Here is a 20,263-nt window from a genome sequence, read left to right as displayed (position 1 = left end):
AAATGGATGCTTAAAAACATTTAAGAGTCACAAGGAGTTTAATATGCGTCATTTATTTGCCACAGTAGCACTGACAGTTGCTGCATTATCAACCAGTGCTGCTTACGCCAATAATGTTGCAGTTGCCGATTCTCAGGCAGCAATTTTTAATTCAAAATACGCCAAGCAAACGGTGGCCAGCCTGAACAGCAGCTTAAAGCCACAGCGTGACCGTATTGAAGCCCTGCAAAAAGAACTGGCTGGTATTGAAAACCGCTTCAAGACTGATGCCAAGGTACTAAAGGAAGATCAGGTTAGAGCGTTGCAGACGCAGGCACAAAGCAAGATTAACGAGTACAACAGTACTGCTGAAGGGTTGCAGAAGCGTGTTGATGAAACACAGGCCACGATGTACAAAACCCTGCTGCCAAAACTTGAGAAAATCATCGAAGAGATTCGCAAGGAAGGCAACTATGACATTATCATTGAAAAGAAAAATGTCATCTGGAGCAGTCCTGCTGTAGATATCACCAGCAAAATTACCCAGCGTCTGGATGCTACACAATAACCAGCCGGGTTATTTGGTATGGGTCATTCCACATTGACACTGGGTCAACTGGCTACACAGCTGAATGCTGAGCTGGTTGGTAACCCGGATACTGCTATTCAGGGCCTGGCATCTTTACAGCATGCCAAGTCCTGGCATTTGGCATTTCTATCCAATAGTCGCTATAAATCCCAGCTTAATACGACAGAGGCTGGTGCTGTTCTTATCCGTAAGGAAGATGTTAGTGAATACACAGGGGCTGTACTAATTGTACCTAATCCCTATGCCGCCTTTGCGGGCTTAACTCATTTGTTTGACCAGACGCCCAGACCAGTTGCCCAAATTCATCCTACTGCAATCATTGCTGCGTCAGCCACGATTGACCCATCGGCTTCAATTGGGCCTTACGTGATAATTGAAGATGATGTGACAATTGCAGCCAATGTCATTCTGGAAAGCCATGTCTGCATTGCTAAGGGAAGTTGCATTGGTGCGGGTTCATGGCTGGATAAACATGTGACAGTACAGCATCATTGTCAGCTCGGCGAGCGGGTGCGTATTCACGCGGGCACAGTGATTGGTGCCGATGGCTTTGGCTTTGCACCACATGAAGGCCAGTGGTACCGGATTGCCCAGTTGGGACGTGTAGTCATCGGCAATGATGTGCGTATTGGTGCCAACTGTACCATAGACCGTGGTGCGCTGGATGATACAACAATCGGCCATGGTGTGATTATTGATAATCTGGTACAGATTGCCCACAATGTACACATTGGGGATTACACCGCCATTGCAGCCAATGTGGGGATTGCAGGCAGTGCAAATATTGGCAAGCATTGCATTATCGGTGGTGCGTCCGGTATCGCAGGGCATTTATCCATTTGTGACCATGTTAACCTGACCGGTATGGCCATGATTACCAAATCCATTCATCAGCCGGGTACTTATTCATCCGGTACGTCTTTTGCTGAAAACTCGCAATGGAAAAAAATGGTTGTACGCTTGCGGCAATTGGCTGATGTGCCTTTAACCCAGCTAATTAAACAAATTGAGCATTTGCAAGTGCGAGTTGAACAGGTAGAATCGCGAGCAACTTCTTGCCCGCCATCATCATTATCTCAAGATGACTAACGATATTTCCTCTGCTGTATCCCTTGATTACCAGTTGCCCATGCAGGCTGATACGATCCGTAGCTATTTGCCGCAGCGTTATCCTTTTTTGCTGGTTGACCGGGTCACTGACGTGGTGCCAAACCAGTCAATCAAGGGCCTAAAAAATGTTTCCATTAATGAAGAGTTCTTTCAGGGTCATTTTCCGGGCCTGCCCATTATGCCCGGTGTGTTAATTGTTGAGTCAATGGCACAAATTGCTGGTATTCTAGGTTTTATGAGTGCAGGCAAGCGCCCGCGTGATGGCTATATGTTTCTGTTTGCCGGTGCAGACAAGGTGCGTTTTAAGCGTCAGGTGATTCCCGGTGATACACTCATATTAAGTGCTGAGCTGTTAATGCAGCGAAGAGGGATTTTCAAGTTTAGCTGTCAGGCCCATGTAGAGGGAAAACTTGTGGCCAGCGCTGAAATTCTGGTTTCGGAACAACAGATTACATTAATATGAAAAATAACAGTGTGCAAAACAATAGTATGAATACCAACCCGAATATTCATCCAACGGCAATTATTGACCCAACGGCACAAATTGCACCAAACGTCAGAATCGGTGCTTATAGTATTATTGGCCCGCAAGTTAGTATTGATGAAGGGTGTGATATTGGCCCGCATGTTGTGATTGCTGGCCTGACCCGAATTGGCAAGCGCAACCGGATTTTTCAGTTTGCCAGCATAGGCGAAATTTGTCAGGACCTGAAATTCAAGGGTGAAGAAACCTGGCTGGAAATTGGTGATGATAATATTATTCGTGAAAGCTGTACCTTGCATCGTGGTACGGTTCAGGATCAAAGCTTAACCCGGATTGGTCATCGTAACCTGCTAATGGTCAACACCCACATTGCGCATGATTGCATAATTGGCAATGACAATATTTTTGCCAATAATGTTGGAATTGCTGGCCATGTTTCTATTGGTGATCATATTATTGTTGGCGGAAATTCTGGCATTCACCAGTTTTGTCGCATTGATTCCTATAGTATGATTGGCGGTGGCAGTACCATTTTAAAGGATGTTCCAGCCTATACACTGGTGTCTGGTAATCCGGCTCATGCGCATGGTATGAACTACGAGGGAATGCGCCGTAAAGGCTGGAATGCCGATAAAATCAATAACTTGCGTAAAGCATTTAAAATGGTTTATCGTGAAAACCTGACTACTGTGCAGGCAATTGATAAACTCACTACAGAGCTGTTGCCACAAACGCCAGAAGTACAGTTGCTGATTGACTCACTGACATCATCAAAGCGCGGCATTGTACGCTAAGCCTTTTCATTGCCAGATAGCAAAAACCGCCCAGATTGATATTAACAACTGGGCGGTTTTTAGTTGTAGAGCTTTAAAGACGGAATAACTAACGCAACTGAACACTACCGGATGCATTAACACGCAACTGGCTGTTACCACCCTGAACATTCTGGCTTTCCATGGCACCTGATGTATCTCTGGCTTTCATGGCATACATAATCGGTGGGCGTTCATTGTTCATGGCGTTCAAATCAAGGCTTACCAGTTCATAGCCGCTGGCCTGCCAGGATTGCTGCAACAGTCGGGCACGCTGCTGAAATGCCTGAGAGGCCTCTACCATGAGTTCATTTTCAACGCGCTTGCGCTCATCATCAGACACACTAAAGTTAATGGATTGAACCTGCATGTTGTTTTGTAGCGCTGCAATCAGGTCACTGGTGGCTTTAAAATCAGTGCTTTTAAGCTCAATTTGCGCACGGGCACGCCAGCCTTTCAGTTTGTTTTTATCATCGTAAACCGGGTAGGTACTTTGTGCACCTGTACTGACTTTAACCTGTGGATATTTGGCCGCCTGACGCATGGCTTCATTGAGAATGCGGGTAACGTCCTGTGACAAGCTGCTGGGGCTGTTGTTGTTCAGCTCGGTAAACAGGATTGCTTCCATCTGGTTATTGGTGACTTCACGGGTGGCATCAGCCTGTAGCTGTACCAAACGGTACTGAGGCTTGTCATTATCTGCCGCCAATGCGCCTTGTGTGCTTAAGGCCAGTAATGAACTGGCAAGAACCGTACTATAAAGTGCACGTTGAATGCGAGAGTGTGGTTTGATGGTTTTCATCAGTTATGAATCCTTAATACCCGATACCAATTAAAAAAAATAGCTTACTGTCAAAACAACCAGAAAGTTGATCGTGAAGCTCATATCTTTCAGGTTTATTCATAGCATGATGGGCGTAGCAATCAGTAAACTCAGTTCATTTAATGTGAAAACTTCATTGTTTTGGGTTGAAAACTATCTAAAAAACAAAAAATTATGGATGTGCTGCAATAAAGCTGCGTGCATATTGTGCTTCGGTTGCACCTGGATAATCACGCACCAGTTTTTTCATCAGCGCGGTGGCTTCACTGGTGCGTTTGTCAATTTCCTGTGTAATGGTAGCTACCCGGTAGAGGGCTGTAGAAGCCTTGGCGCTTTTTGGATATTTGTTGATGACTTCATTAAAGCTTTTTTTGGCCTTTACGAAATCGGCTGGATTACTGGCCAAATAAAACTCCCCAAGCCAGTAGTAGGCATTGGGGACGTAAACACTATTGGGAAAACTGGCAATAAATTGCTGCATTGGCTTAATGGCCTTGGCGGCACCACCAGCCTTGTAGGCATCATAAGCGCTGATATAAGCCTGCTTGTCGACTTGTTTGTCGTTTGGGGCTGCATCCTGCTGTACATATAATACATTACCAGAAGAGGGTTTGCTGGTTGCCGGCGCTGAAGGTGTGCCAGAAACAGGCGGTGTTACTGGGCTATCCGCAGGTTCGGCATTTTCTGATGCAGGCGCTGCCTCACTGGCCGGCTTAGCATTTTCTGAGCCAGCGTGATCTGAAGGGGAAGTCATCTCAGGGGCGGCATCGCCATCGCCAGTGCTGTCATCCGCTGGCTGGGTTTGCTCCTTTAGCAATTCCAGACGCTGGTCTAGGTCGGTATAGCGGTTTTTAACCTCTTTTTGGGTACGGTCAAGGCTATTCTGCTGCGATTCCAGCTGGCCGCGCAGTTCACGTATTTCCTGCTGGAGCTGCTGGACTTGCTGGTACAGTTGCCACAAGGTAGAACCTTGGCTCTCCAGCGTTGCGGCACTGCCGGTAATTGCTGCTGGGTTGCTGGTTGTGCCAGTTAAGCTGCCTTGCTCAATAGGAACCGCATGTGCTTGCGGCAGTGTTGTTGCCCCCAGCAATCCAGCCAACAAAGCCCCGTGCATGAATTTTTTTGAAAATAAAAAACTGGCCATAGAAAACAACATCTCATCAATAAAAGCAGTTATTACAAAAGTACACCAATACAATTATGGAATTGAAGCTAAACCATACTTAAATCAAAGTTTTTTTGTTGGCACTGATGACATAACCATTGCACAACTTATACCTTACGTCCATAACCTTCCAATAAATTGAAAAAAGAAGCATCAACGAGACTGGCTTGGGTGAGGGCCGAAGCCAGTTCAAGCAGCGGCTGGTTAATGGCCTCATCCGTCAACTGAAAAGTACGGTAATGAATAGACAGGGACTGTTTACTCTGCAAGTCAATATGCGCCTGAACGGCATCAGCCGGATTCATGTGCATGGCGCGCATAATCTTGCGTGGCTCATAAGCCCCAATGGGTAACAGGCTTAAGCGTGGAGCACCCAGATTTTCCCTGATCTGCTGAAAATGTGGTGAGTAGCCGGTATCGCCGGCAAAAAAACAATGATCATCTGGTGTTAAAATGGATAAGCCACCCCAAAGCGCCTTGTTGCGGTCTTTGAACCCGCGACCTGAAAAATGCTGGGCCGGGGTATAAACAATTTTAATGCGCTCATCCAGCTTAAAATCCGCCTGTTGCCACCAATCCAGTTCAACCACCTGCATTTCACTAGGCAAATAACAACGGTTCGCCAGACCAGTATACACTGGCATGCCATCACGCCGATGCAGCCATTTTAAGCTGGCCAGATCCAGATGATCATAATGATTATGGCTCAGCAGCACCGCATCAATGGACGGCAGCTCATCCAGTGCGATGCCAGCAGGACGCACCCGTTTTGGCCCTAGGTGTGCTAGCGGACTGGCGCGCTGTGCCCATACCGGATCAGTTAAAAAGTTATAGGGGCCAATCTGGAGTAATACGGTGGCATGACCTACAAACCAGACCTGCCAGTCATCAAGTGCTGCATCCGGACGCATTTGCGGCTTATCCGGACAATGAATGCTGCTTTCCCTGGCTGGCCACTGGGCTGGTTTTCTAAACAATAGCCATTCATACATGGCGGTACTGCGATGGAGATCATCGGTACGTGTAGCAGGGTCAGGATTAAAAAACTCCTGTTTTGTACTGTGATCACTGGGCAGGTATTCATGCTTTGGCTGTAAAAAAGCATGTTGCCCGCTAAACTCGGTAGCCAGTTGTTGAACCGGACGGGAACGACGCAAGCGCGACATCAATTTCTCCAGCGTTGTCAGTCAAAAAGGTGATCAGGTGAAAAGAAACCCTGATTACATATTAGCGCAGATCATCTTGATATGAATAAAGAAACCTAAGTAAACCTATAACCTGTAATTGTTAAATAAGCATGTATTTTTAGCGCTGGTAGCTAGTCTTGCTGATAACACTTTAAAAAACAAAAACTGGGGAATGAGTGGAAAGCAATCAAATCAGCAAGCTCATAAATCAAGGGTTGTGGTCAGCCTAAAACATAATAGAAGATATAAAATTAAGAACTAATTATAAAGACGATTTTTGAATAAAATGGAAAAATTTTAAATAAATTAATGTTTTTATTTATATTATTAGAAATTATGAAATAAATAAGAAGTTACGTTTTCTATAAAAAATTACTTGGCTTACTTATACTCACCTAATGCAGCACTAACACTATTAAACCTGAATCATTAAAAACATTTAACTCGCATGATTGCAGCTATTTTAAACCTACCGAATTTCCGGTAGTCATTAATCGTTAAGGTAGGTGCACGATGAATAACCAGTCCAACAACATGGGTAATAATGCGCAGGGATATGGCGAACGTCAGGGAACCCAGCAGAATCAGCAAAACCAGAATGACCAGATGAATCAGCAAAACCAGTCCGGTATGAATAACCAGACCGGCATGAACAACCAGAACCAGCAAAACCAGTCTGATATGAACAACCAAAGCCAGTATAATCAGCAAACACCCGGCAATGACCAAAGCCAGAATCAACATAATCAGCAGAACCAAAACCAGCAAAATCAGAATAACCAGCAGAATCAACAAAACCAGAAAGACCAGAACAATCAGATGAACCAGCAAGGTGGCCAGAGTGGGCAAATGAACTGGCAAGATCAAAACAGCCAGCACAAACCACTCAATCAAACTCACCAGTCCAATCAGACTCAGCCAAACCAGCCTCAAAGTACCATTCAGGAAGACCCCAGCAGACAATCTGATGGCTAATATTTAAAAGAAATTTGATGTTATTAATTTACTAATTGCATTATTTTAAGTAATAAAGCCATGCGTTAATTCGTGTGGCTTTATTTATTTCTAAATGGCTAATTTAAAATATCTAATTAAGATAATGATTTGAATTGATAGTACTTATATAAATAAAAAATTAGTATCTTTTAAATTATTATTAAAAATTTTATAAAATAATTAATCTAATATCACTAGATAGAAACTTATACAAAATTAACCAGATGCACAAGTTTTGAACGGCGTAGGTCTTGCATTAATATTAATAATCACTATACTTGCCCTTGCAATGGTGACCCCATTGGTGTCTTCGCAATGACTGCTTGTGAACCCCGCCAGGACCGGAAGGTAGCAACGGTAGCAGGTTAGTGATGTGCCGAAGGTAAGCTGATGGGGTTGCCACCATAATGATAAAAATTGATTAAACGTAAACAAGATGAAGCTTAGATAAATTTAAAGCGCTAAAATTGATAAAATAGTATTTTTTCTATTCCTTCAAGTTATTGTACGACTTTACTCATCGTCCAGACTATTTTTTGTGATGGCCTTAAAACAGGTATCCAGATTAAATCCGCGATATTGCAAAAACCGCACCTGACGGGCTTTTTCTTTTTGCTCGGTCGGTAGTTCCTCGCCAAATTTTCGCATGCGCAATTCCATGGCTTGTTGTAGCCAGTTAATTTCATCAAGGTCTGCTTCGGCAAGCTCGGCTTCAATGTGATGTTTTTTGAGTTCTTGCTGGATTCGTGCCGGGCCACGGCCTTTACGCATGTTGGCGCGTACCACCATGCCCGCCATGCGTTCATCATTTTGATAATCATTGCCAGTTAGTTCAGCAAGTAAAGGCTCCAGTTCTTCAGGGCAAGCGCCATACAGGATCAGTTTACTTTTTAATTCCTGTTTGGAGTGTTCGCGCTTGGCGAGAAGGGCAAAGGCAGTGCTACGTAAGCGCTGGCCTTTTAGGCTTCCTGCAGGCTTTGGCAATTCATTATTCGTTTGAAAGCTTTTCATACTGATTCCTGCTTTAAAAATAAAGTTTATTGATTTAAAAACAGTCTAAAAGCAAAACGCCCCTATAGTATGAACCATAAAGGCGTTGCGCTAAACAGTCAGAAAACTATACGTTTTTAGACAGGGCGTTTTACAGGTCCAGTTCAGCCAGACTTGGTTCACGCTCGTCATCTTCTTCCTGTATTTTGGCCGGATCAACTTTAACCAGCAGTTGATCACGAACCTGTGCATCAATTTCAGCAGCAATAGCCGGATTTTCTTCAAAATAACGAATGACGTTATTTTTACCCTGACCAATCTTGGCACCTTTATAGGCATACCATGCACCGGATTTCTGCACGATATCCTGATTGGCTGCAAGGTCAACCAGTTCACCCAGACGGTTAGTACCTTTACCGTACATGATCTGGAACAGCGCTTCGCGGAACGGCGGTGCCATTTTGTTTTTCACTACTTTAACGCGAGTTTCAGAACCAGTGATTTCATCACCTTCTTTCACGGCACCAATGCGGCGAATATCCAGACGCACCGACGCATAGAATTTCAGGGCATTACCACCGGTAGTGGTTTCCGGGCTACCAAACATCACGCCAATCTTCATGCGGATCTGGTTAATGAAGATCACCATACAGTTGGAACGCTTGGCATTACCGGTAATTTTACGCAGTGCCTGACTCATCAGACGGGCTTGCAGGCCCATGTGTGAATCACCCATTTCGCCTTCAATTTCAGCCTTAGGGGTTAGGGCAGCAACAGAATCCACCACAATCAGGTCAACCGCGCCGGAACGTACCAGCATGTCGGCAATTTCAAGCGCCTGTTCACCATGGTCGGGCTGTGAAACCAGCAGGTTGTCAATATCAACACCCAGCTTGCGCGCATATTGTGGATCAAGCGCGTGCTCGGCATCAATAAACGCGGCAGTGCCACCAGCTTTTTGACATTCTGCAATCACTTGCAGGGTCATTGTGGTTTTACCGGATGATTCCGGGCCATAAATTTCAACAATACGGCCTTTTGGCAAGCCACCAATACCAAGGGCAATATCCAGACTTAAGGAACCAGTTGATACAGCCTCAATGGCTTGTACGGTGTTGTCGCCCAAGCGCATGACGGTATTTTTACCGAATTGTTTTTCAATTTGACTTAAAGCTGCAGTTAATGCCTTGCTTTTATTCTCATCCATCTCATAAACCTCATAAACTGTGTAGCGTTTATACGCTGATTACTTTCAAAACTAAAGTGGATGCCTTGGGTCGACGATATTTGATTTGCAACTTGGGCAAGCACATCATGCCAAAAAACAGGGTAGGTGAACAGGGGTAAATCAACTAAAACGACATAGTTTGTCGCATACTAAATGGTATTAATAGCCTTCATCATCGCTGCTATAACTCATTGAATTTTCTTGCTTAAACTGGTGGATGTGACGGCGGTCACGCTTGCTGGGACGATGGTCTGGACGGGCCAGATTGGCAAGCTTGCGCTGACTGCTATAAAACTCGCGTTTGGTCACACTATGCGGCGTTTCTTCATATAAAAGCTGCGCCTGTGGTGCACCACCACGTACTTCGGACAAGGCCTTGATGACGACAGTTTTCTCATCAAATCCCTGCCGGATGGTGAGCTCCATGCCAACGCGGACTTCCTTGCTCACCTTAACGCGGTCACCATCATAATGCACTTTGCCACCTTCAATGGCTTCCTTGGCAATGCTGCGGGTTTTAAAGAAACGGGCTGCCCAGAGCCATTTGTCAATGCGCATGCTTTGCACTGCGTTCCGGGATGACTGGGCGTCTATAGCGCGGGTGTCCAGAGATTGGGTTTTTTTCATTAACATTCCGTCAGATATGTTAGTAATAAATCATTCCTCAGCCTGAATGGATAATAAGTATTTGCTTAGTTCATTTAATTGGTCTATTGCCGGAAATTTCAACTGCTGACGTGCCGGTAATTTGCTATCTGGCTGAGTAATACCATATACGTGTTCTATTCCATAATACCGGGCAGCATGTAACACTGACTCACTGTCATCAACAAATATTGTTCTTTTTTTATCAAAAGGATACTGGGCTGCCAGCTTATGCCAGAATAATTCCTGTTCCTTGGCAAAACCCAGATCATGACTTGAAATCAACTGATCAAACAGGTGGCTAATGCCAGTTTTCTGCATTTTGATATGCAGTACAATGGGATGCGCATTGGTGACCAGCCATAGCTTTTTATTGGCCATTCTAAGGTCATGTAACAACTGTACGGCATGGGGGCGCAGACAAATATGATCTTGATATTGAATTTTGAGCGTGGTTAGATCAAGGTTAAGTGCATGACTCCAGTAAGGCAGGGAGTACCAGTTAAGTGTGCCTTCCTGTGCCTTGAATTGTGGCTTGAGTAACTCGAGTGCCTGTTCATACGGATGCTGGTGCAGCGCAGCCCATGCCTGTGGCACAGCCTGCTGCCAGAACAGATTATCAAATGCCAGATCAAGTAGGGTTCCGTCCATGTCAAACATGACGAGATCAATCGCTTGCCAGTTAATGTTCAAAGCCATTTCCTGTAAATAATGAAGTGAAGAATGATGGAAGACAAACCGGTGCCGGATGATTCAAAACTGAAAAGTTCAAAAGCCAAAAGCCCAGGATCAGATGAGCCAGCGCTGAAAAATTCAACGGCAAATGCTTCAATTGCTGAGAATTCAATTGTCAGCAATCCTGCCGTACAACGGCTGGTTGAACTGGTCAAGGCAGTAAATCATTTGCTATGCGAATTTTATCAGGATTACCAGCAAAACCAAGTCTTGCAGATTTCCAGCAAAGCGGATGAGTCGCCAGTAACCGAAGCCGATATGGCCGCGCACCATCTGATTGAGCAGGAATTAAAAAAGATTAGCCCCCTGATACCGGTATTGTCAGAAGAATCTTCTGATTATAAATTGCGCTTTGACTGGCATGAATTCTGGCTGGTTGACCCACTGGATGGCACGCGTGAATTTATTAATAAAACCGGTGAATTTACGGTGAATATTGCCTTGATCCGGCATGGGATCGTTGAGCTGGCCATCATTGGTATTCCCACCTTAAAGCGCATGTATTTAACCCAGAAAAACCAGCCGCTATACCGGATTGATGAAGCAGGCGACGCACTGGTATGGCAGGACATTACCCCCAAGCCTGTCCACTTAAATAGCTGGCAGATAGCCATTAGCCGTCGCAGTGAATGGAAGGTATACCAGCAGTTTAAGCAGGCCCTGCATGATCGCCAGCAAGCCTTTGATTGCAATAATGCCGGTAGCGCCTATAAGTTTTGCCTGATGCTGGAAGGCCAGATTGATGTGTACCCGCGTTTTCATCCCACCAGCGAATGGGATACGGCGGCAGGACAGGGCTTGCTGGAAGCCATAGGCGGCGGGGTTTATGACTTGCAGGGCCGGCCTTTTGCCTATAACCAGCGCCATGATTTATTAAATGGGCACTTTATGGCAGTGCGGCATAATGACTTCTTGCAGCCTGCGTTAGAGGCCGCCCATCAAGCTGTAAAAGCCCTCACCTAGCGCCAATTTTGCCGCTGAGTCGTGCTATAGTCAGGGGCCAGTTTTATTGATTTTACCATTGTCGTGACCAGTGCTTTAACCCATCATTTGCCTGCTTCCATGTTTGAGGCCATTGCGCTGTTGCCCAAAAGCAACCAGCCGCTGGTGTTGCTCACGCGTCATTCTATCCGTGAGGCTGCTGACAATAATGGTTTTGCCAGTTATCAGTTACCCTTAACACCTATTGGTCGCAATCTGGCCTATGAATGGGGCAAATGGCTGTCAGCCAATACCAGCCTGCAAATTGCTGCTTGTCTCAGTAGTCCTATTCCGCGCTGCGTGGACACCGCCAGCGAGATGCTTAAAGGGGCACAAGCCGCTATCCAAGATTCTATTGATGAGTCGCAACAGCTAGAAACATCACTGTTAAATATTGACCAGCATAATTTATTGGTAGAGCCGGGTAGTTTTGTGCTGGATATTGCGCAGGCTGGACCGCGGTTCAAGCAATATGGTGCATTAAAATTTATTAACTGTTTTTTGAGCAACCAGTTGCCCGGCATGAAAATTCCGGTTCAGGGCGCGCAGGATATTTTGCGCCTGCTGTTTGATCATCTGCCCACGCAGGATAACCATTTATTGCTGGCCGTAAGCCACGATACTATTTTGGCGGCACTGTTTGCGGTGATGGCAGGGCATACCAGCATTGAACACAAGGACTGGCCCAACATGATGGAAGGCGCGTTTTTGTGGTTTGAAGGTGAAAGCTTTGAGTACAGTATCGTCAACTGGATCTGGCGTGGCCAGCATTACCGGTTTAAAGTTCAAAATTTTTAAGGTAGGCCGTAAAAATGTACTTATACAGACCAGTTGGGTTATTTGAATATCAATTAATTAAAGAAAGCGGCTTTAAAAAATTTCCGCCCAGATTATATTGGCAGCCTATTTTTTATCCGGTATTAACACAGCAATATGCTGAAAAAATTGCCAAAGAGTGGAACACGCAGGATCAAGGTGGTGGTTATGTAGGCTATGTAACTCGCTTTAAAATGCCGGATGCCTATTTAAGCCAATTTGAAGTCAAACTGGTTGGCGATTCTTTTTGTCAAGAGTTATGGATACCTGCTGCTGAGCTGGAAAACTTTAACTCACAGATTCAGGATACCATAGAAATCATTAATGTATTTAAAGGCGAGAAATTTCGGGAAGACGCGCAAATACCGGATTATATGCATAAAAATGACAGTGGTATTTCGGAGTGGTAGCGGCGATGGTGATTTGTAGCGTTTAAAGATTTGCGTTAATCTAACTGTCATCCGCTTACTTCAGCATTGTTCGGTCAAGCTGTCGGTTTTGCTGGTCATGGTGTGCTTTCAGCTCATCCTGATCGGTTGCAATTCTTAAGGTTTCAAAACGAACGCGTCCCTGCTGGATGGCGTCAGCAATGGCAAGCTGGCCTTTACTGAGGCGTGCCTGACCGCTTTTAATATCCATCAAAATCACTTCAATGGCTTCACTGGGCAAGTTACCGTCACGCCAGTCGGTATAACCATCAAAAATTACATAATCTACCGGATCACCCAAAAACTTGGCATCAGAAGGCAGGTATTCAAATTCGGGCAACAGGGGGGCAAATTGTTCAGCAACGCGGCCTTTAATGGTGGCACGGCTGGTATTTAAGCTCTTTTTGACAGCACGCTGGATTTCTTCCTGATGGGCAAGCTGAAGTTGCTGGATTTTTTGTTCATATTCTTTTACCACAGCGCTATTGCGGTGACTTGCCAGCATAAAGTAGGTGAGCAGGCCACCAATAACAATGCCAATAAAAATTGCTATACCAACAGACATAAGCATTTGGAACAGGTAAAAAGGGCATTATAGCAAACCATAATGCCCTGCCAGTTATAATTTACTGTTAACCCGGTTGGATTGAAAAATACCCCAATCGAATTAGTAACCCAACTGGCGGCTGGCCAGATCTTTCATGATTTCCTCAGCGCCGCCACCAATCATGTTCACCTTAACTTCACGATAAATGCGTTCAACCCGCGTGCCACGCATGTAGCCCATGCCGCCCAGAGTTTGCACGGCTGCATCAGCACAAAACTGCATGGCACGGGTAGCCACGTTTTTTAGAATGCAGATTTGCGCCACCAGATCAGAGCCTTGCTGGTCAGGCTGGCCCAGTTTCCATGCGGTGTCTTCCAGCAGGGCGCGCGTGGTTTGCAACTGGGTGGCCATATCCACCAGCTTATGCCGCATTACCTGATGATCAACCAGTCGCTTGCCAAAGGTTTTACGGTCTTTGGCCCATGCCAGCGCATCTTCGTAGCAAACCTTGGCAAAACCATAGGACGAGGCAGCCAGCCAGAAGCGTTCCATATTGAAGTTTTGCATGATGACCAGAAAACCCATGTTTTCCGGGCCAAGCAGATTGCTCACCGGAACACGACATTCATCAAAGTGCAGATGGGCTGTATCTGAAGCCCACCAACCCATTTTGTCCAGTGGTGATTTGCTGAGGCCCGGTGTGTTGCCTTCAATCAGCAGCATGGAAACGCCATTGGCTCCTTTGGCATCCGGGTCAGTACGCACCGCAACCGAGTAGTAATCAGCACGAATGCCAGAGGTAATAAAGGTTTTTTCTCCGGTCACAATGTAGTGGTCGCCATCACGGACAGCACGGGTTTTAAGCGCTGCCACATCAGAACCACCACCGGGTTCGGTAATGGCCAGTGCCGAGATTTTTTCACCGGATAAAATCTGTGGAAGCACCTTTGCTTTTAATTCGGCACTGCCAAAATTTTTGATCGGTGGTGCGCCAATGCTATGCGATAACAAGGAAGCCAATAAACCGCCTGAGCTACACTGTGCCAGCTCAATAGAGGCCAGCATGGTATAAAACGCATCAACATCAGGGGTGCCACCATAGGCCTCAGGATAACCCAGCCCCAGCAAACCAATATCCGCCGCTTTTTTATAGAGCTCGCGTGGAAAGGTGCCTGCTTCATCCCATTCATTAACAAAAGGCGTAATTTCCTGTGCGGTAAATTTACGGATTGTGTCGGCAAATGCCAGATGATCGGGGGTGTAATACAGCGGGTTAGAGTTCATTGAGCAGATTCCATCGCAAATTGCTTCTGATTCTGCCATGACTATTTTATGAATGATCTGGTCAAAATGCTCAAAAAATCAGGCAAAATAGTTAACAGCTGTTTTTGTTAACCAAGTATGCGCCGCTTTCTGATGTATATTTTTATTCAGTAAATGCAAAAAGCCCACCGAAGTGAGCTTTTTGATGCATCATTTTTAGAGATTAAAAATGACTGGCGAGATGGCGGTGCAAATTACTTGCTAGCCAAAGCCTTGATATGACCATTCAGACGGCTCTTATGACGAGCAGCCTTGTTTTTGTGAATGATGCCTTTGTCAGCCATACGGTCGATAACCGGAACAGCTTTCTTGTAGGCTTCGCTTGCAGCAGCGTGTTCACCAGCAGCAATTGCATTCACTACTTTTTTGATGTAGGTACGAACCATTGAACGCAAGCTTGCGTTGTGTTGACGCGCTTTAATGTTTTGACGGGCGCGTTTTTTAGCCTGAGCAGAGTTTGCCACTCGTGCACTCCTTAAAAATAGATTAGTTATGGGCGGGCCTTGTCGCATGTGCCTTTGCTGCATGTGGCCTGGCTGTATCTGCCATTGCTACATGTGCATAGCGTTGCAAACAACCCAGCCCGTAAACAAGTGGCGAATTTTGCCCAAATTGATGCCTAAAGTCAAGCCTGAATGCCACTAACCCACGTATTGTCAGCACTTTGCCACCAGACTTGAACATTATTTTATTCAATAGGCCTTTATAGCGCTATTCGGCTCTTGTATGATCCAGCAAAACAATAACATAGGTAGTTCTCTCTATGGCAGTGTTCCAGACTGACCAGCAGCAAAAAAGTGCTATTGTGATTGGAGCAACCGGGCTGGTTGGTTGTTTACTGGTCGAAAAACTTCTGGCTTCAAGACATTACCGAACGGTTTATCAGGTTGTGCGGCATGCTTCACCTGCAATAGTGGGCACAGCTTATGACCAGTCACTGCAAACCATTGTGGTCCCTGACTTTGGCCGGCTTGAAAAAGCGCTAACCCGGCTGGATCTAAATGAAGCAGATGCCTTTAGCACACTGGGTACAACCTTAAAACAGGCAGGTAGCAAGGCAAAGTTTAGTCAGGTGGATTTGACCTATAACCTGAATTTTGCCCAAACTGTCAAGGAACTGGGGGCACAGCATTTTTTACTGCTCAGTGCCACGGGTGCCAATGCAGACTCCGCCGTATTTTATAACCGCATCAAGGGTCAGCTGGAGCGCGCAGTGGAGCAGTTGTGTTTTGAGCGTTTGTCGATTTTTCAGCCATCCTTGCTGCTGGGCCAGCATCGCGATAAACGCCTGATGGAAAGTGTGGCACAAAAAGCCTTTAAACTGGGTCAGCATATAGTGCCTGCGGACTGGCGCTACCGGCCTATTGAAGCGGAGCGGGTGGCACAGGCCATGTATCTGGCGGCTACCGGTTTTAGCGCTCGCCAGACCAGCCATGGCAAAATGATTTATTCCAATACCGATTTACTCAACATGACGCTGGAGATTCCTGCATGACCAATGTGTCCACTGTAAGCTACGATTTTGTGACCTGTGATTTACTGGATGATCATCCGCAAACCCAGGTGATGAGCCCATCCATTGATGGCAAATCATTCAGGAATTTTGGCGGGCGCAAGGCGTTTGGCGGAGAAGTGGTAACTGTTAAATGTTTTGAAGACAATTCACGGGTTAAGGAATTACTGGCTACCGAAGGCGCAGGCAAGGTGCTGGTGGTGGATGGTGGCGCTTCCATGCGTTGTGCCTTGCTGGGTGATTTAATAGGTGAAAGTGCCGTTAAGCACAACTGGGCAGGTGTAATAGTGTATGGCTGTGTGCGTGATGTGGATGCCTTGTCGCAGCTTGATCTGGGTGTGCAGGCGCTAGCCGCCATTCCACAAAAAAGTAACCGCAAGGGGGCTGGTGAAACTGGCCTGACCTTAAGTTTTGGTGGTGTTAGCATTGCGCCAGGCAATTATATTTATGCCGACAATAATGGCATTCTGGTGTCTGCTGAGAAGTTAACCGGGCTATAAGCGTTAGCCATGTAAACTCGAAAAATTTAACTGGAAAACCGTAACCGGAAAATTAAATTGGAAAAATTATGATTTTACATCAAGCCAAAGTCCTGCGTTCTGTGCTGGCCACCCTTTTGGAGGGCGGCCGTGGAGTTATGGGCACGCCAAACCCCAATCAGCCAGCAAAGCCCATCCGCCTGTATGACTTTGAAGCCTCGCCTTATTGCCGCCGTGTGCGTGAAGCACTGACCATGCTGAATCTGGATGTGGAAATTTACCCTTGCCCCAAAAAAGGCACGCGCTTTCGTCCACAGGTCAAACCACTGGCTGGTAAAACCCAGTTTCCCTTTTTAGTCGATGAAAACACTGGCATTAAACTGCTGGAGTCACAGGATATTATTGATTACCTGTTCAAAACTTATGGTAAAAATGGCCGAACTCCCAGCAAATACCAGAACCTGCCTAAAATTCCGGTCGGCGGATTTTTGGTAACCATTGCTGGCGGAATTAATGGCTTGATGGCACAGAAGCACAACAGCCAGAAAGCTGTACCCAACCAGTTGCTGGAACTGTGGAGCTTTGAGGGTAGTCCCTACAGCCGTCTGGTACGTGAGCGCCTGTCTGAACTGGAATTGCCTTATGTATTGCACAATGTAGCCAAGGAGCGCTGGCAGGACATGGGGCCAGCCAAACTGCGCTTAAAGCCCGGTAAGTATGTGCCAATTACTGGTGGCAAGCGTGCCAGCGTCTATGCAGAGCAGGGCCGCTTACAGGTGCCTTATCTGGTTGATCCCAACACAGGGATTGGCCTGTATGAATCCAGGGATATTTTGGCATATCTGAATAAAACTTATGCCTGATAATTAAAAACCGATGCAAATTGTGTCACATTAATGCAGTTTTCCGGTTAAAATAGTCGCCCTTTTCAAGAACGATGCATCACCAATTTGCATCGTTTTTTATTGAGCAGTCTAAAATGCAAAAGCATATTTTTTGCTAAATGTGCATTGTACAGCGAAGACCTGCAAGTACGGCAGTTGCCCCGCAATACCTGTAAAACCCGGCCAGTGAGAGATTATCCCATGAATCACCATGTTGACGTCATGATTAGTGAGCAACAAATTAAAGCGCGTATCAAGGAGCTTGCTGCGCAAATTAATCAGGACTACCAGCATGCAGGCTCCAACCTGTTACTGATTGGCCTGTTGCGGGGTTCTTTCATTTTTATGGCAGATCTGTGCCGTGAAATTACTGTACCCCATCAAGTGGACTTTATGACGGTGTCCAGTTATGGCAACAATACCACCAGCTCGCGGGATGTAAAAATTGTGCAGGATCTGGATGAAAGTATTGAAAACACCCATGTGCTGATTGTGGAAGACATCATTGACTCCGGGAATACCTTAAGCAAGGTACGCGACCTGTTTTTACTGCGTAAACCGGCTTCACTGGAAATCTGTACCCTTATTGACAAGCCATCACGCCGTGAAGTTGAAGTGCCCGTAAAATATATCGGCTTTTCTATTGCTGACAAATTTATTGTGGGCTTTGGACTGGATTATGCACAGTTCTACCGTCACCTGCCGTATATCGGTATTGTGACATTTCCGGAAAATACCTGAGCTAACGCTGAATGATTCATTAAAGCCCTGATGAACATTAGGGCTTTTTATTGCGCAGCTTTTAGGCGCTTTCATTTTATAAAATATTACTGAATAGCCTAAATATTAAACTTGACGGTTTAATAATGCTGTTATAGCGTGAAGCCATTCATAGTAAATCTGGATATATCAATGACTAAGTCTGCTTTAGGCGCTCAAAACAGCAATTCATCACATCAGGATTCGCCCAACCAGATGCCACAGGACACCTTATCCACTATTCAAATGGATGGTAAGGAGCGTTATTTTGAACCCGCACCGACTGATATTAGTGTTGAAAATTTTAAAAAAGTGGTTACTAGTCGCCGCTCGGTACGCAAGTTTACCGATACGCAAATTCCCAAGGCTGTGCTGGATGACTGCTTGGACATGGCGTTACTGGCACCCAATTCATCCAACCTGCAACCATGGACATTTTATGTGGTACGCAGCCCGGAGAAAAAATCCAAGTTGGTAAAAGCCTGTATGAGCCAGTTGGCTGCTAAAACCGCTGCTGAGCTGATTGTCTGTGTGGCACGTACTGACCGTCTGGATGAAATGGCCAAAAACAACCTGAAATACTGGCCAATGCCGAAAACTCCAAAGCCGGTAAAGCAGTATTACAGCCTGATTGCCTATAACTATAAAACCGGATTTTTAAATACCTTGGGCGCCGCCAAAAAAGTAGCATTTAGCATTGTTGGGCAGTTTCAGCCGCTACCAGTGACTGCATTTACCCATGCAGACGCGCGATTGTGGGCCGCTAAAAGTACTGCGCTGGCTTGTGAAAATCTGGTATTGGCCTTGCGGGCACATGGCTTCGATAGCTGCATGATGGAAGGTTTTGATGAGCCGCGTGTGCGCAAGCTGCTGGATTTAGAGGATGAAGAATTCCCGATTATGGTGATTGGTGCTGGCGAGCGTGCTGATGATGGCGTGTTCTGGCCACAGCTACGCTTTGACCGTGATTTATTTATTAAAGAAGTTTAAGACTGCTCAGATGGTATTTTTAAATCTGCTTACAAGTTTTCTGGCTGTTCATCAATGATGGCTTGCATTGAGATCGTAGCAGGTTAATAGTGGATTTAAGCAATACGCATTGCCCAGCATGTCTTATGTTTGGGTAATTTAACGCCTGTTTCTAGTACAGGCACATAAAGGGGATACTCAGGCGAGTGTCCCTTTTTTATAATTGGGTGCAAAATATATTTAATTATCAAATAAGAAGTATGTTTTAGTATTTAAACAAGTGATCAAATCCTAAAATTTAATTTATGAAAAATTTTTTCTCAAAATTTATAGTTGGTATTCTATGTATCCCCGGCGTGGTATTTGCACAAGACCCTCTAAAGGTTGAAAGCAATGATCTGGCAGTTGGAACGCTATTAGGCTTTGTTAGTGGCGTTGAAGATATGAAAAAAGTATGTGATGTTATTGACCGTGATTCAAAGTTAAGCAATGCACAAGCTCTTAATAAATGGCACACTCGTAATATAAGCGTGTTAAATGACTTAACACTGATAAAAGAAAATTATTTGCACGATATCTCGCAAGGTGATCCATATAAATACCTTAAAGCTGATATTTTTATGAAAAATAAGGAAAATGATAGTTTGATCATGGCATTAAATTATTTATTCAAACAACCTTATGAGCAACAGTTAGACATGTGTAGACAATGGAATCATGATTTAAGCTCAGGTGCAAAAGACATTGAATCAGTAATGGGTAGTCAGTTAAAACAGGCTCGTAAAGCTTATCTCGAAAAGAAAAATTAATGAATTGATCTG

General features: G+C 45.3%; 24 protein-coding genes and 1 other RNA gene. 15 read left to right on the top strand and 10 right to left on the bottom strand.

The genetic code is table 11. The features are described from left to right. Positions 1–43 precede the first annotated feature (43 nt). The 4 genes from BKE30_RS12085 to lpxA are packed head-to-tail and all read left to right on the top strand — an operon-like array spanning position 44 to position 2,956. Entirely contained in the window at positions 44–547 is a 504-nt protein-coding gene (locus BKE30_RS12085; RefSeq protein ID WP_076878834.1) for an OmpH family outer membrane protein, read from the top strand. Between the two features lie 18 nt (positions 548–565). Continuing rightward, entirely contained in the window at positions 566–1,657 is a 1,092-nt protein-coding gene (lpxD, locus tag BKE30_RS12080; RefSeq protein WP_076878833.1) for a UDP-3-O-(3-hydroxymyristoyl)glucosamine N-acyltransferase, read from the top strand. Next, entirely contained in the window at positions 1,650–2,141 is a 492-nt protein-coding gene (gene fabZ, locus BKE30_RS12075; RefSeq protein WP_076878832.1) for a 3-hydroxyacyl-ACP dehydratase FabZ, read from the top strand. Before lpxD ends, fabZ begins: the two co-directional genes overlap by 8 nt. A gap of 26 nt (positions 2,142–2,167) precedes the next feature. Continuing rightward, entirely contained in the window at positions 2,168–2,956 is a 789-nt protein-coding gene (lpxA, locus tag BKE30_RS12070; protein WP_076878865.1) for an acyl-ACP--UDP-N-acetylglucosamine O-acyltransferase, read from the top strand. An 88-nt stretch (positions 2,957–3,044) separates the two neighbouring features. On the opposite strand, the gene BKE30_RS12065 is transcribed toward lpxA, so the two are convergent. The 3 genes from BKE30_RS12065 to BKE30_RS12055 form a co-directional block, all read right to left on the bottom strand. Continuing rightward, on the bottom strand, positions 3,045–3,776 hold the full coding sequence (locus BKE30_RS12065; protein WP_076878831.1) for an SIMPL domain-containing protein: 732 nt from the start codon (positions 3,774–3,776) through the stop codon (positions 3,045–3,047). Between the two features lie 193 nt (positions 3,777–3,969). Then, the gene (locus BKE30_RS12060; protein WP_158073189.1) at positions 3,970–4,896 is read right to left on the bottom strand and encodes a YbgF trimerization domain-containing protein; all 927 of its coding nucleotides are present in this window, start codon (positions 4,894–4,896) and stop codon (positions 3,970–3,972) included. A gap of 173 nt (positions 4,897–5,069) precedes the next feature. Beyond that, positions 5,070–6,128: an MBL fold metallo-hydrolase gene (locus BKE30_RS12055; RefSeq protein WP_076878830.1), complete on the bottom strand. Its 1,059-nt coding sequence runs from the start codon at positions 6,126–6,128 to the stop codon at positions 5,070–5,072. A 534-nt stretch (positions 6,129–6,662) separates the two neighbouring features. On the opposite strand from BKE30_RS12055, the gene BKE30_RS12050 reads away from it, so the two are divergent. Both BKE30_RS12050 and ffs read left to right on the top strand, forming a co-directional pair. Further along, on the top strand, positions 6,663–7,124 hold the full coding sequence (locus BKE30_RS12050; protein WP_076878829.1) for a hypothetical protein: 462 nt from the start codon (positions 6,663–6,665) through the stop codon (positions 7,122–7,124). Positions 7,125–7,444: 320 nt separating this feature from the next. Next, positions 7,445–7,541: signal recognition particle sRNA small type (gene ffs / locus BKE30_RS12045), an RNA gene on the top strand. A gap of 117 nt (positions 7,542–7,658) precedes the next feature. Here the strand turns inward: ffs and BKE30_RS12040 are convergent. The 4 genes from BKE30_RS12040 to yrfG all read right to left on the bottom strand — a co-directional run bounded on the left by BKE30_RS12040 (position 7,659) and on the right by yrfG (position 10,701). Further along, complete coding sequence (locus BKE30_RS12040; RefSeq protein WP_076878828.1) at positions 7,659–8,156, bottom strand: regulatory protein RecX; 498 nt, start codon at positions 8,154–8,156, stop codon at positions 7,659–7,661. A 130-nt stretch (positions 8,157–8,286) separates the two neighbouring features. Beyond that, positions 8,287–9,342 (bottom strand): recombinase RecA, encoded by a 1,056-nt coding sequence (recA, locus tag BKE30_RS12035; RefSeq protein ID WP_076878827.1) that lies wholly within the window; start codon positions 9,340–9,342, stop codon positions 8,287–8,289. 180 nt (positions 9,343–9,522) lie between these two features. Continuing rightward, positions 9,523–9,957: an RNA-binding S4 domain-containing protein gene (locus BKE30_RS12030; RefSeq protein ID WP_406564686.1), complete on the bottom strand. Its 435-nt coding sequence runs from the start codon at positions 9,955–9,957 to the stop codon at positions 9,523–9,525. 63 nt (positions 9,958–10,020) lie between these two features. After that, a complete protein-coding gene (gene yrfG / locus BKE30_RS12025) occupies positions 10,021–10,701 on the bottom strand; it encodes a GMP/IMP nucleotidase (RefSeq protein WP_158073188.1) in 681 nt (226 codons plus the stop codon). A 30-nt stretch (positions 10,702–10,731) separates the two neighbouring features. Here yrfG and BKE30_RS12020 point away from each other — a divergent pair, with 30 nt between their 5' ends. From BKE30_RS12020 to BKE30_RS12010, 3 genes are all read left to right on the top strand, one after another. After that, positions 10,732–11,706, top strand: a complete 975-nt coding sequence (locus BKE30_RS12020) for a 3'(2'),5'-bisphosphate nucleotidase CysQ family protein (protein WP_083698561.1) — start codon at positions 10,732–10,734, stop codon at positions 11,704–11,706. 99 nt (positions 11,707–11,805) lie between these two features. Next, entirely contained in the window at positions 11,806–12,522 is a 717-nt protein-coding gene (locus BKE30_RS12015) for a histidine phosphatase family protein (RefSeq protein ID WP_076878861.1), read from the top strand. 14 nt (positions 12,523–12,536) lie between these two features. Beyond that, positions 12,537–12,950, top strand: a complete 414-nt coding sequence (locus BKE30_RS12010) for an ADP-ribosylation/crystallin J1 (RefSeq protein ID WP_076878825.1) — start codon at positions 12,537–12,539, stop codon at positions 12,948–12,950. 55 nt (positions 12,951–13,005) lie between these two features. Here BKE30_RS12010 and BKE30_RS12005 read toward each other — a convergent pair whose 3' ends face one another. From BKE30_RS12005 to rpsT, 3 genes are all read right to left on the bottom strand, one after another. Beyond that, complete coding sequence (locus BKE30_RS12005) at positions 13,006–13,533, bottom strand: Holliday junction resolvase-like protein (protein WP_076878824.1); 528 nt, start codon at positions 13,531–13,533, stop codon at positions 13,006–13,008. A 102-nt stretch (positions 13,534–13,635) separates the two neighbouring features. Further along, on the bottom strand, positions 13,636–14,799 hold the full coding sequence (locus BKE30_RS12000) for an acyl-CoA dehydrogenase family protein (protein WP_076878823.1): 1,164 nt from the start codon (positions 14,797–14,799) through the stop codon (positions 13,636–13,638). Positions 14,800–15,032: 233 nt separating this feature from the next. Continuing rightward, positions 15,033–15,302 carry a 30S ribosomal protein S20 gene (gene rpsT, locus BKE30_RS11995; protein ID WP_076878822.1) on the bottom strand — a complete coding sequence of 90 codons (270 nt, stop codon included), beginning with the start codon at positions 15,300–15,302 and terminating at the stop codon, positions 15,033–15,035. Positions 15,303–15,601: 299 nt separating this feature from the next. On the opposite strand from rpsT, the gene BKE30_RS11990 reads away from it, so the two are divergent. The 6 genes from BKE30_RS11990 (at position 15,602) to BKE30_RS11965 (ending at position 20,251) form a co-directional block, all read left to right on the top strand. Then, positions 15,602–16,333 carry an NAD-dependent epimerase/dehydratase family protein gene (locus tag BKE30_RS11990; protein ID WP_076878821.1) on the top strand — a complete coding sequence of 244 codons (732 nt, stop codon included), beginning with the start codon at positions 15,602–15,604 and terminating at the stop codon, positions 16,331–16,333. Further along, entirely contained in the window at positions 16,330–16,851 is a 522-nt protein-coding gene (gene rraA, locus BKE30_RS11985) for a ribonuclease E activity regulator RraA (protein WP_076878820.1), read from the top strand. The genes BKE30_RS11990 and rraA overlap by 4 nt, the downstream gene beginning before the upstream one ends. A gap of 68 nt (positions 16,852–16,919) precedes the next feature. Beyond that, on the top strand, positions 16,920–17,693 hold the full coding sequence (locus BKE30_RS11980) for a glutathione S-transferase N-terminal domain-containing protein (protein WP_076878819.1): 774 nt from the start codon (positions 16,920–16,922) through the stop codon (positions 17,691–17,693). A 222-nt stretch (positions 17,694–17,915) separates the two neighbouring features. Beyond that, positions 17,916–18,455, top strand: coding sequence for a hypoxanthine phosphoribosyltransferase (gene hpt, locus BKE30_RS11975; protein ID WP_076878860.1), 540 nt, complete (start codon positions 17,916–17,918; stop codon positions 18,453–18,455). Positions 18,456–18,689: 234 nt separating this feature from the next. Then, positions 18,690–19,463, top strand: a complete 774-nt coding sequence (locus tag BKE30_RS11970) for a nitroreductase family protein (protein ID WP_076878859.1) — start codon at positions 18,690–18,692, stop codon at positions 19,461–19,463. 284 nt (positions 19,464–19,747) lie between these two features. Beyond that, positions 19,748–20,251: a hypothetical protein gene (locus tag BKE30_RS11965; RefSeq protein WP_076878818.1), complete on the top strand. Its 504-nt coding sequence runs from the start codon at positions 19,748–19,750 to the stop codon at positions 20,249–20,251. Positions 20,252–20,263 lie beyond the last annotated feature (12 nt).

It is taken from the genome of Alkanindiges hydrocarboniclasticus (genome assembly GCF_001982605.1).
GTDB classification, from domain to species: Bacteria; Pseudomonadota; Gammaproteobacteria; order Pseudomonadales; family Moraxellaceae; genus Alkanindiges; species Alkanindiges hydrocarboniclasticus.
This window is presented reverse-complemented; position numbering and strand designations above follow the sequence as displayed.

Excerpts from the sequence above, each read along its gene's own strand:
- BKE30_RS12085 (WP_076878834.1), top strand. The coding sequence starts at position 44 with ATGCGTCATTTATTTGCCACAGTAGCACTGACAGTTGCTGCATTATCA.
- lpxD (WP_076878833.1), top strand. The coding sequence starts at position 566 with ATGGGTCATTCCACATTGACACTGGGTCAACTGGCTACACAGCTGAAT.
- fabZ (WP_076878832.1), top strand. The coding sequence starts at position 1,650 with ATGACTAACGATATTTCCTCTGCTGTATCCCTTGATTACCAGTTGCCC.
- lpxA (WP_076878865.1), top strand. The coding sequence starts at position 2,168 with ATGAATACCAACCCGAATATTCATCCAACGGCAATTATTGACCCAACG.
- BKE30_RS12065 (WP_076878831.1), bottom strand. The coding sequence starts at position 3,776 with ATGAAAACCATCAAACCACACTCTCGCATTCAACGTGCACTTTATAGT.
- BKE30_RS12055 (WP_076878830.1), bottom strand. The coding sequence starts at position 6,128 with ATGTCGCGCTTGCGTCGTTCCCGTCCGGTTCAACAACTGGCTACCGAG.
- BKE30_RS12050 (WP_076878829.1), top strand. The coding sequence starts at position 6,663 with ATGAATAACCAGTCCAACAACATGGGTAATAATGCGCAGGGATATGGC.
- BKE30_RS12040 (WP_076878828.1), bottom strand. The coding sequence starts at position 8,156 with ATGAAAAGCTTTCAAACGAATAATGAATTGCCAAAGCCTGCAGGAAGC.
- recA (WP_076878827.1), bottom strand. The coding sequence starts at position 9,342 with ATGGATGAGAATAAAAGCAAGGCATTAACTGCAGCTTTAAGTCAAATT.
- BKE30_RS12020 (WP_083698561.1), top strand. The coding sequence starts at position 10,732 with ATGATGGAAGACAAACCGGTGCCGGATGATTCAAAACTGAAAAGTTCA.
- BKE30_RS12015 (WP_076878861.1), top strand. The coding sequence starts at position 11,806 with ATGTTTGAGGCCATTGCGCTGTTGCCCAAAAGCAACCAGCCGCTGGTG.
- BKE30_RS12010 (WP_076878825.1), top strand. The coding sequence starts at position 12,537 with ATGTACTTATACAGACCAGTTGGGTTATTTGAATATCAATTAATTAAA.
- BKE30_RS12005 (WP_076878824.1), bottom strand. The coding sequence starts at position 13,533 with ATGTCTGTTGGTATAGCAATTTTTATTGGCATTGTTATTGGTGGCCTG.
- BKE30_RS12000 (WP_076878823.1), bottom strand. The coding sequence starts at position 14,799 with ATGAACTCTAACCCGCTGTATTACACCCCCGATCATCTGGCATTTGCC.
- BKE30_RS11990 (WP_076878821.1), top strand. The coding sequence starts at position 15,602 with ATGGCAGTGTTCCAGACTGACCAGCAGCAAAAAAGTGCTATTGTGATT.
- rraA (WP_076878820.1), top strand. The coding sequence starts at position 16,330 with ATGACCAATGTGTCCACTGTAAGCTACGATTTTGTGACCTGTGATTTA.
- BKE30_RS11980 (WP_076878819.1), top strand. The coding sequence starts at position 16,920 with ATGATTTTACATCAAGCCAAAGTCCTGCGTTCTGTGCTGGCCACCCTT.
- hpt (WP_076878860.1), top strand. The coding sequence starts at position 17,916 with ATGAATCACCATGTTGACGTCATGATTAGTGAGCAACAAATTAAAGCG.
- BKE30_RS11970 (WP_076878859.1), top strand. The coding sequence starts at position 18,690 with ATGCCACAGGACACCTTATCCACTATTCAAATGGATGGTAAGGAGCGT.
- BKE30_RS11965 (WP_076878818.1), top strand. The coding sequence starts at position 19,748 with ATGAAAAATTTTTTCTCAAAATTTATAGTTGGTATTCTATGTATCCCC.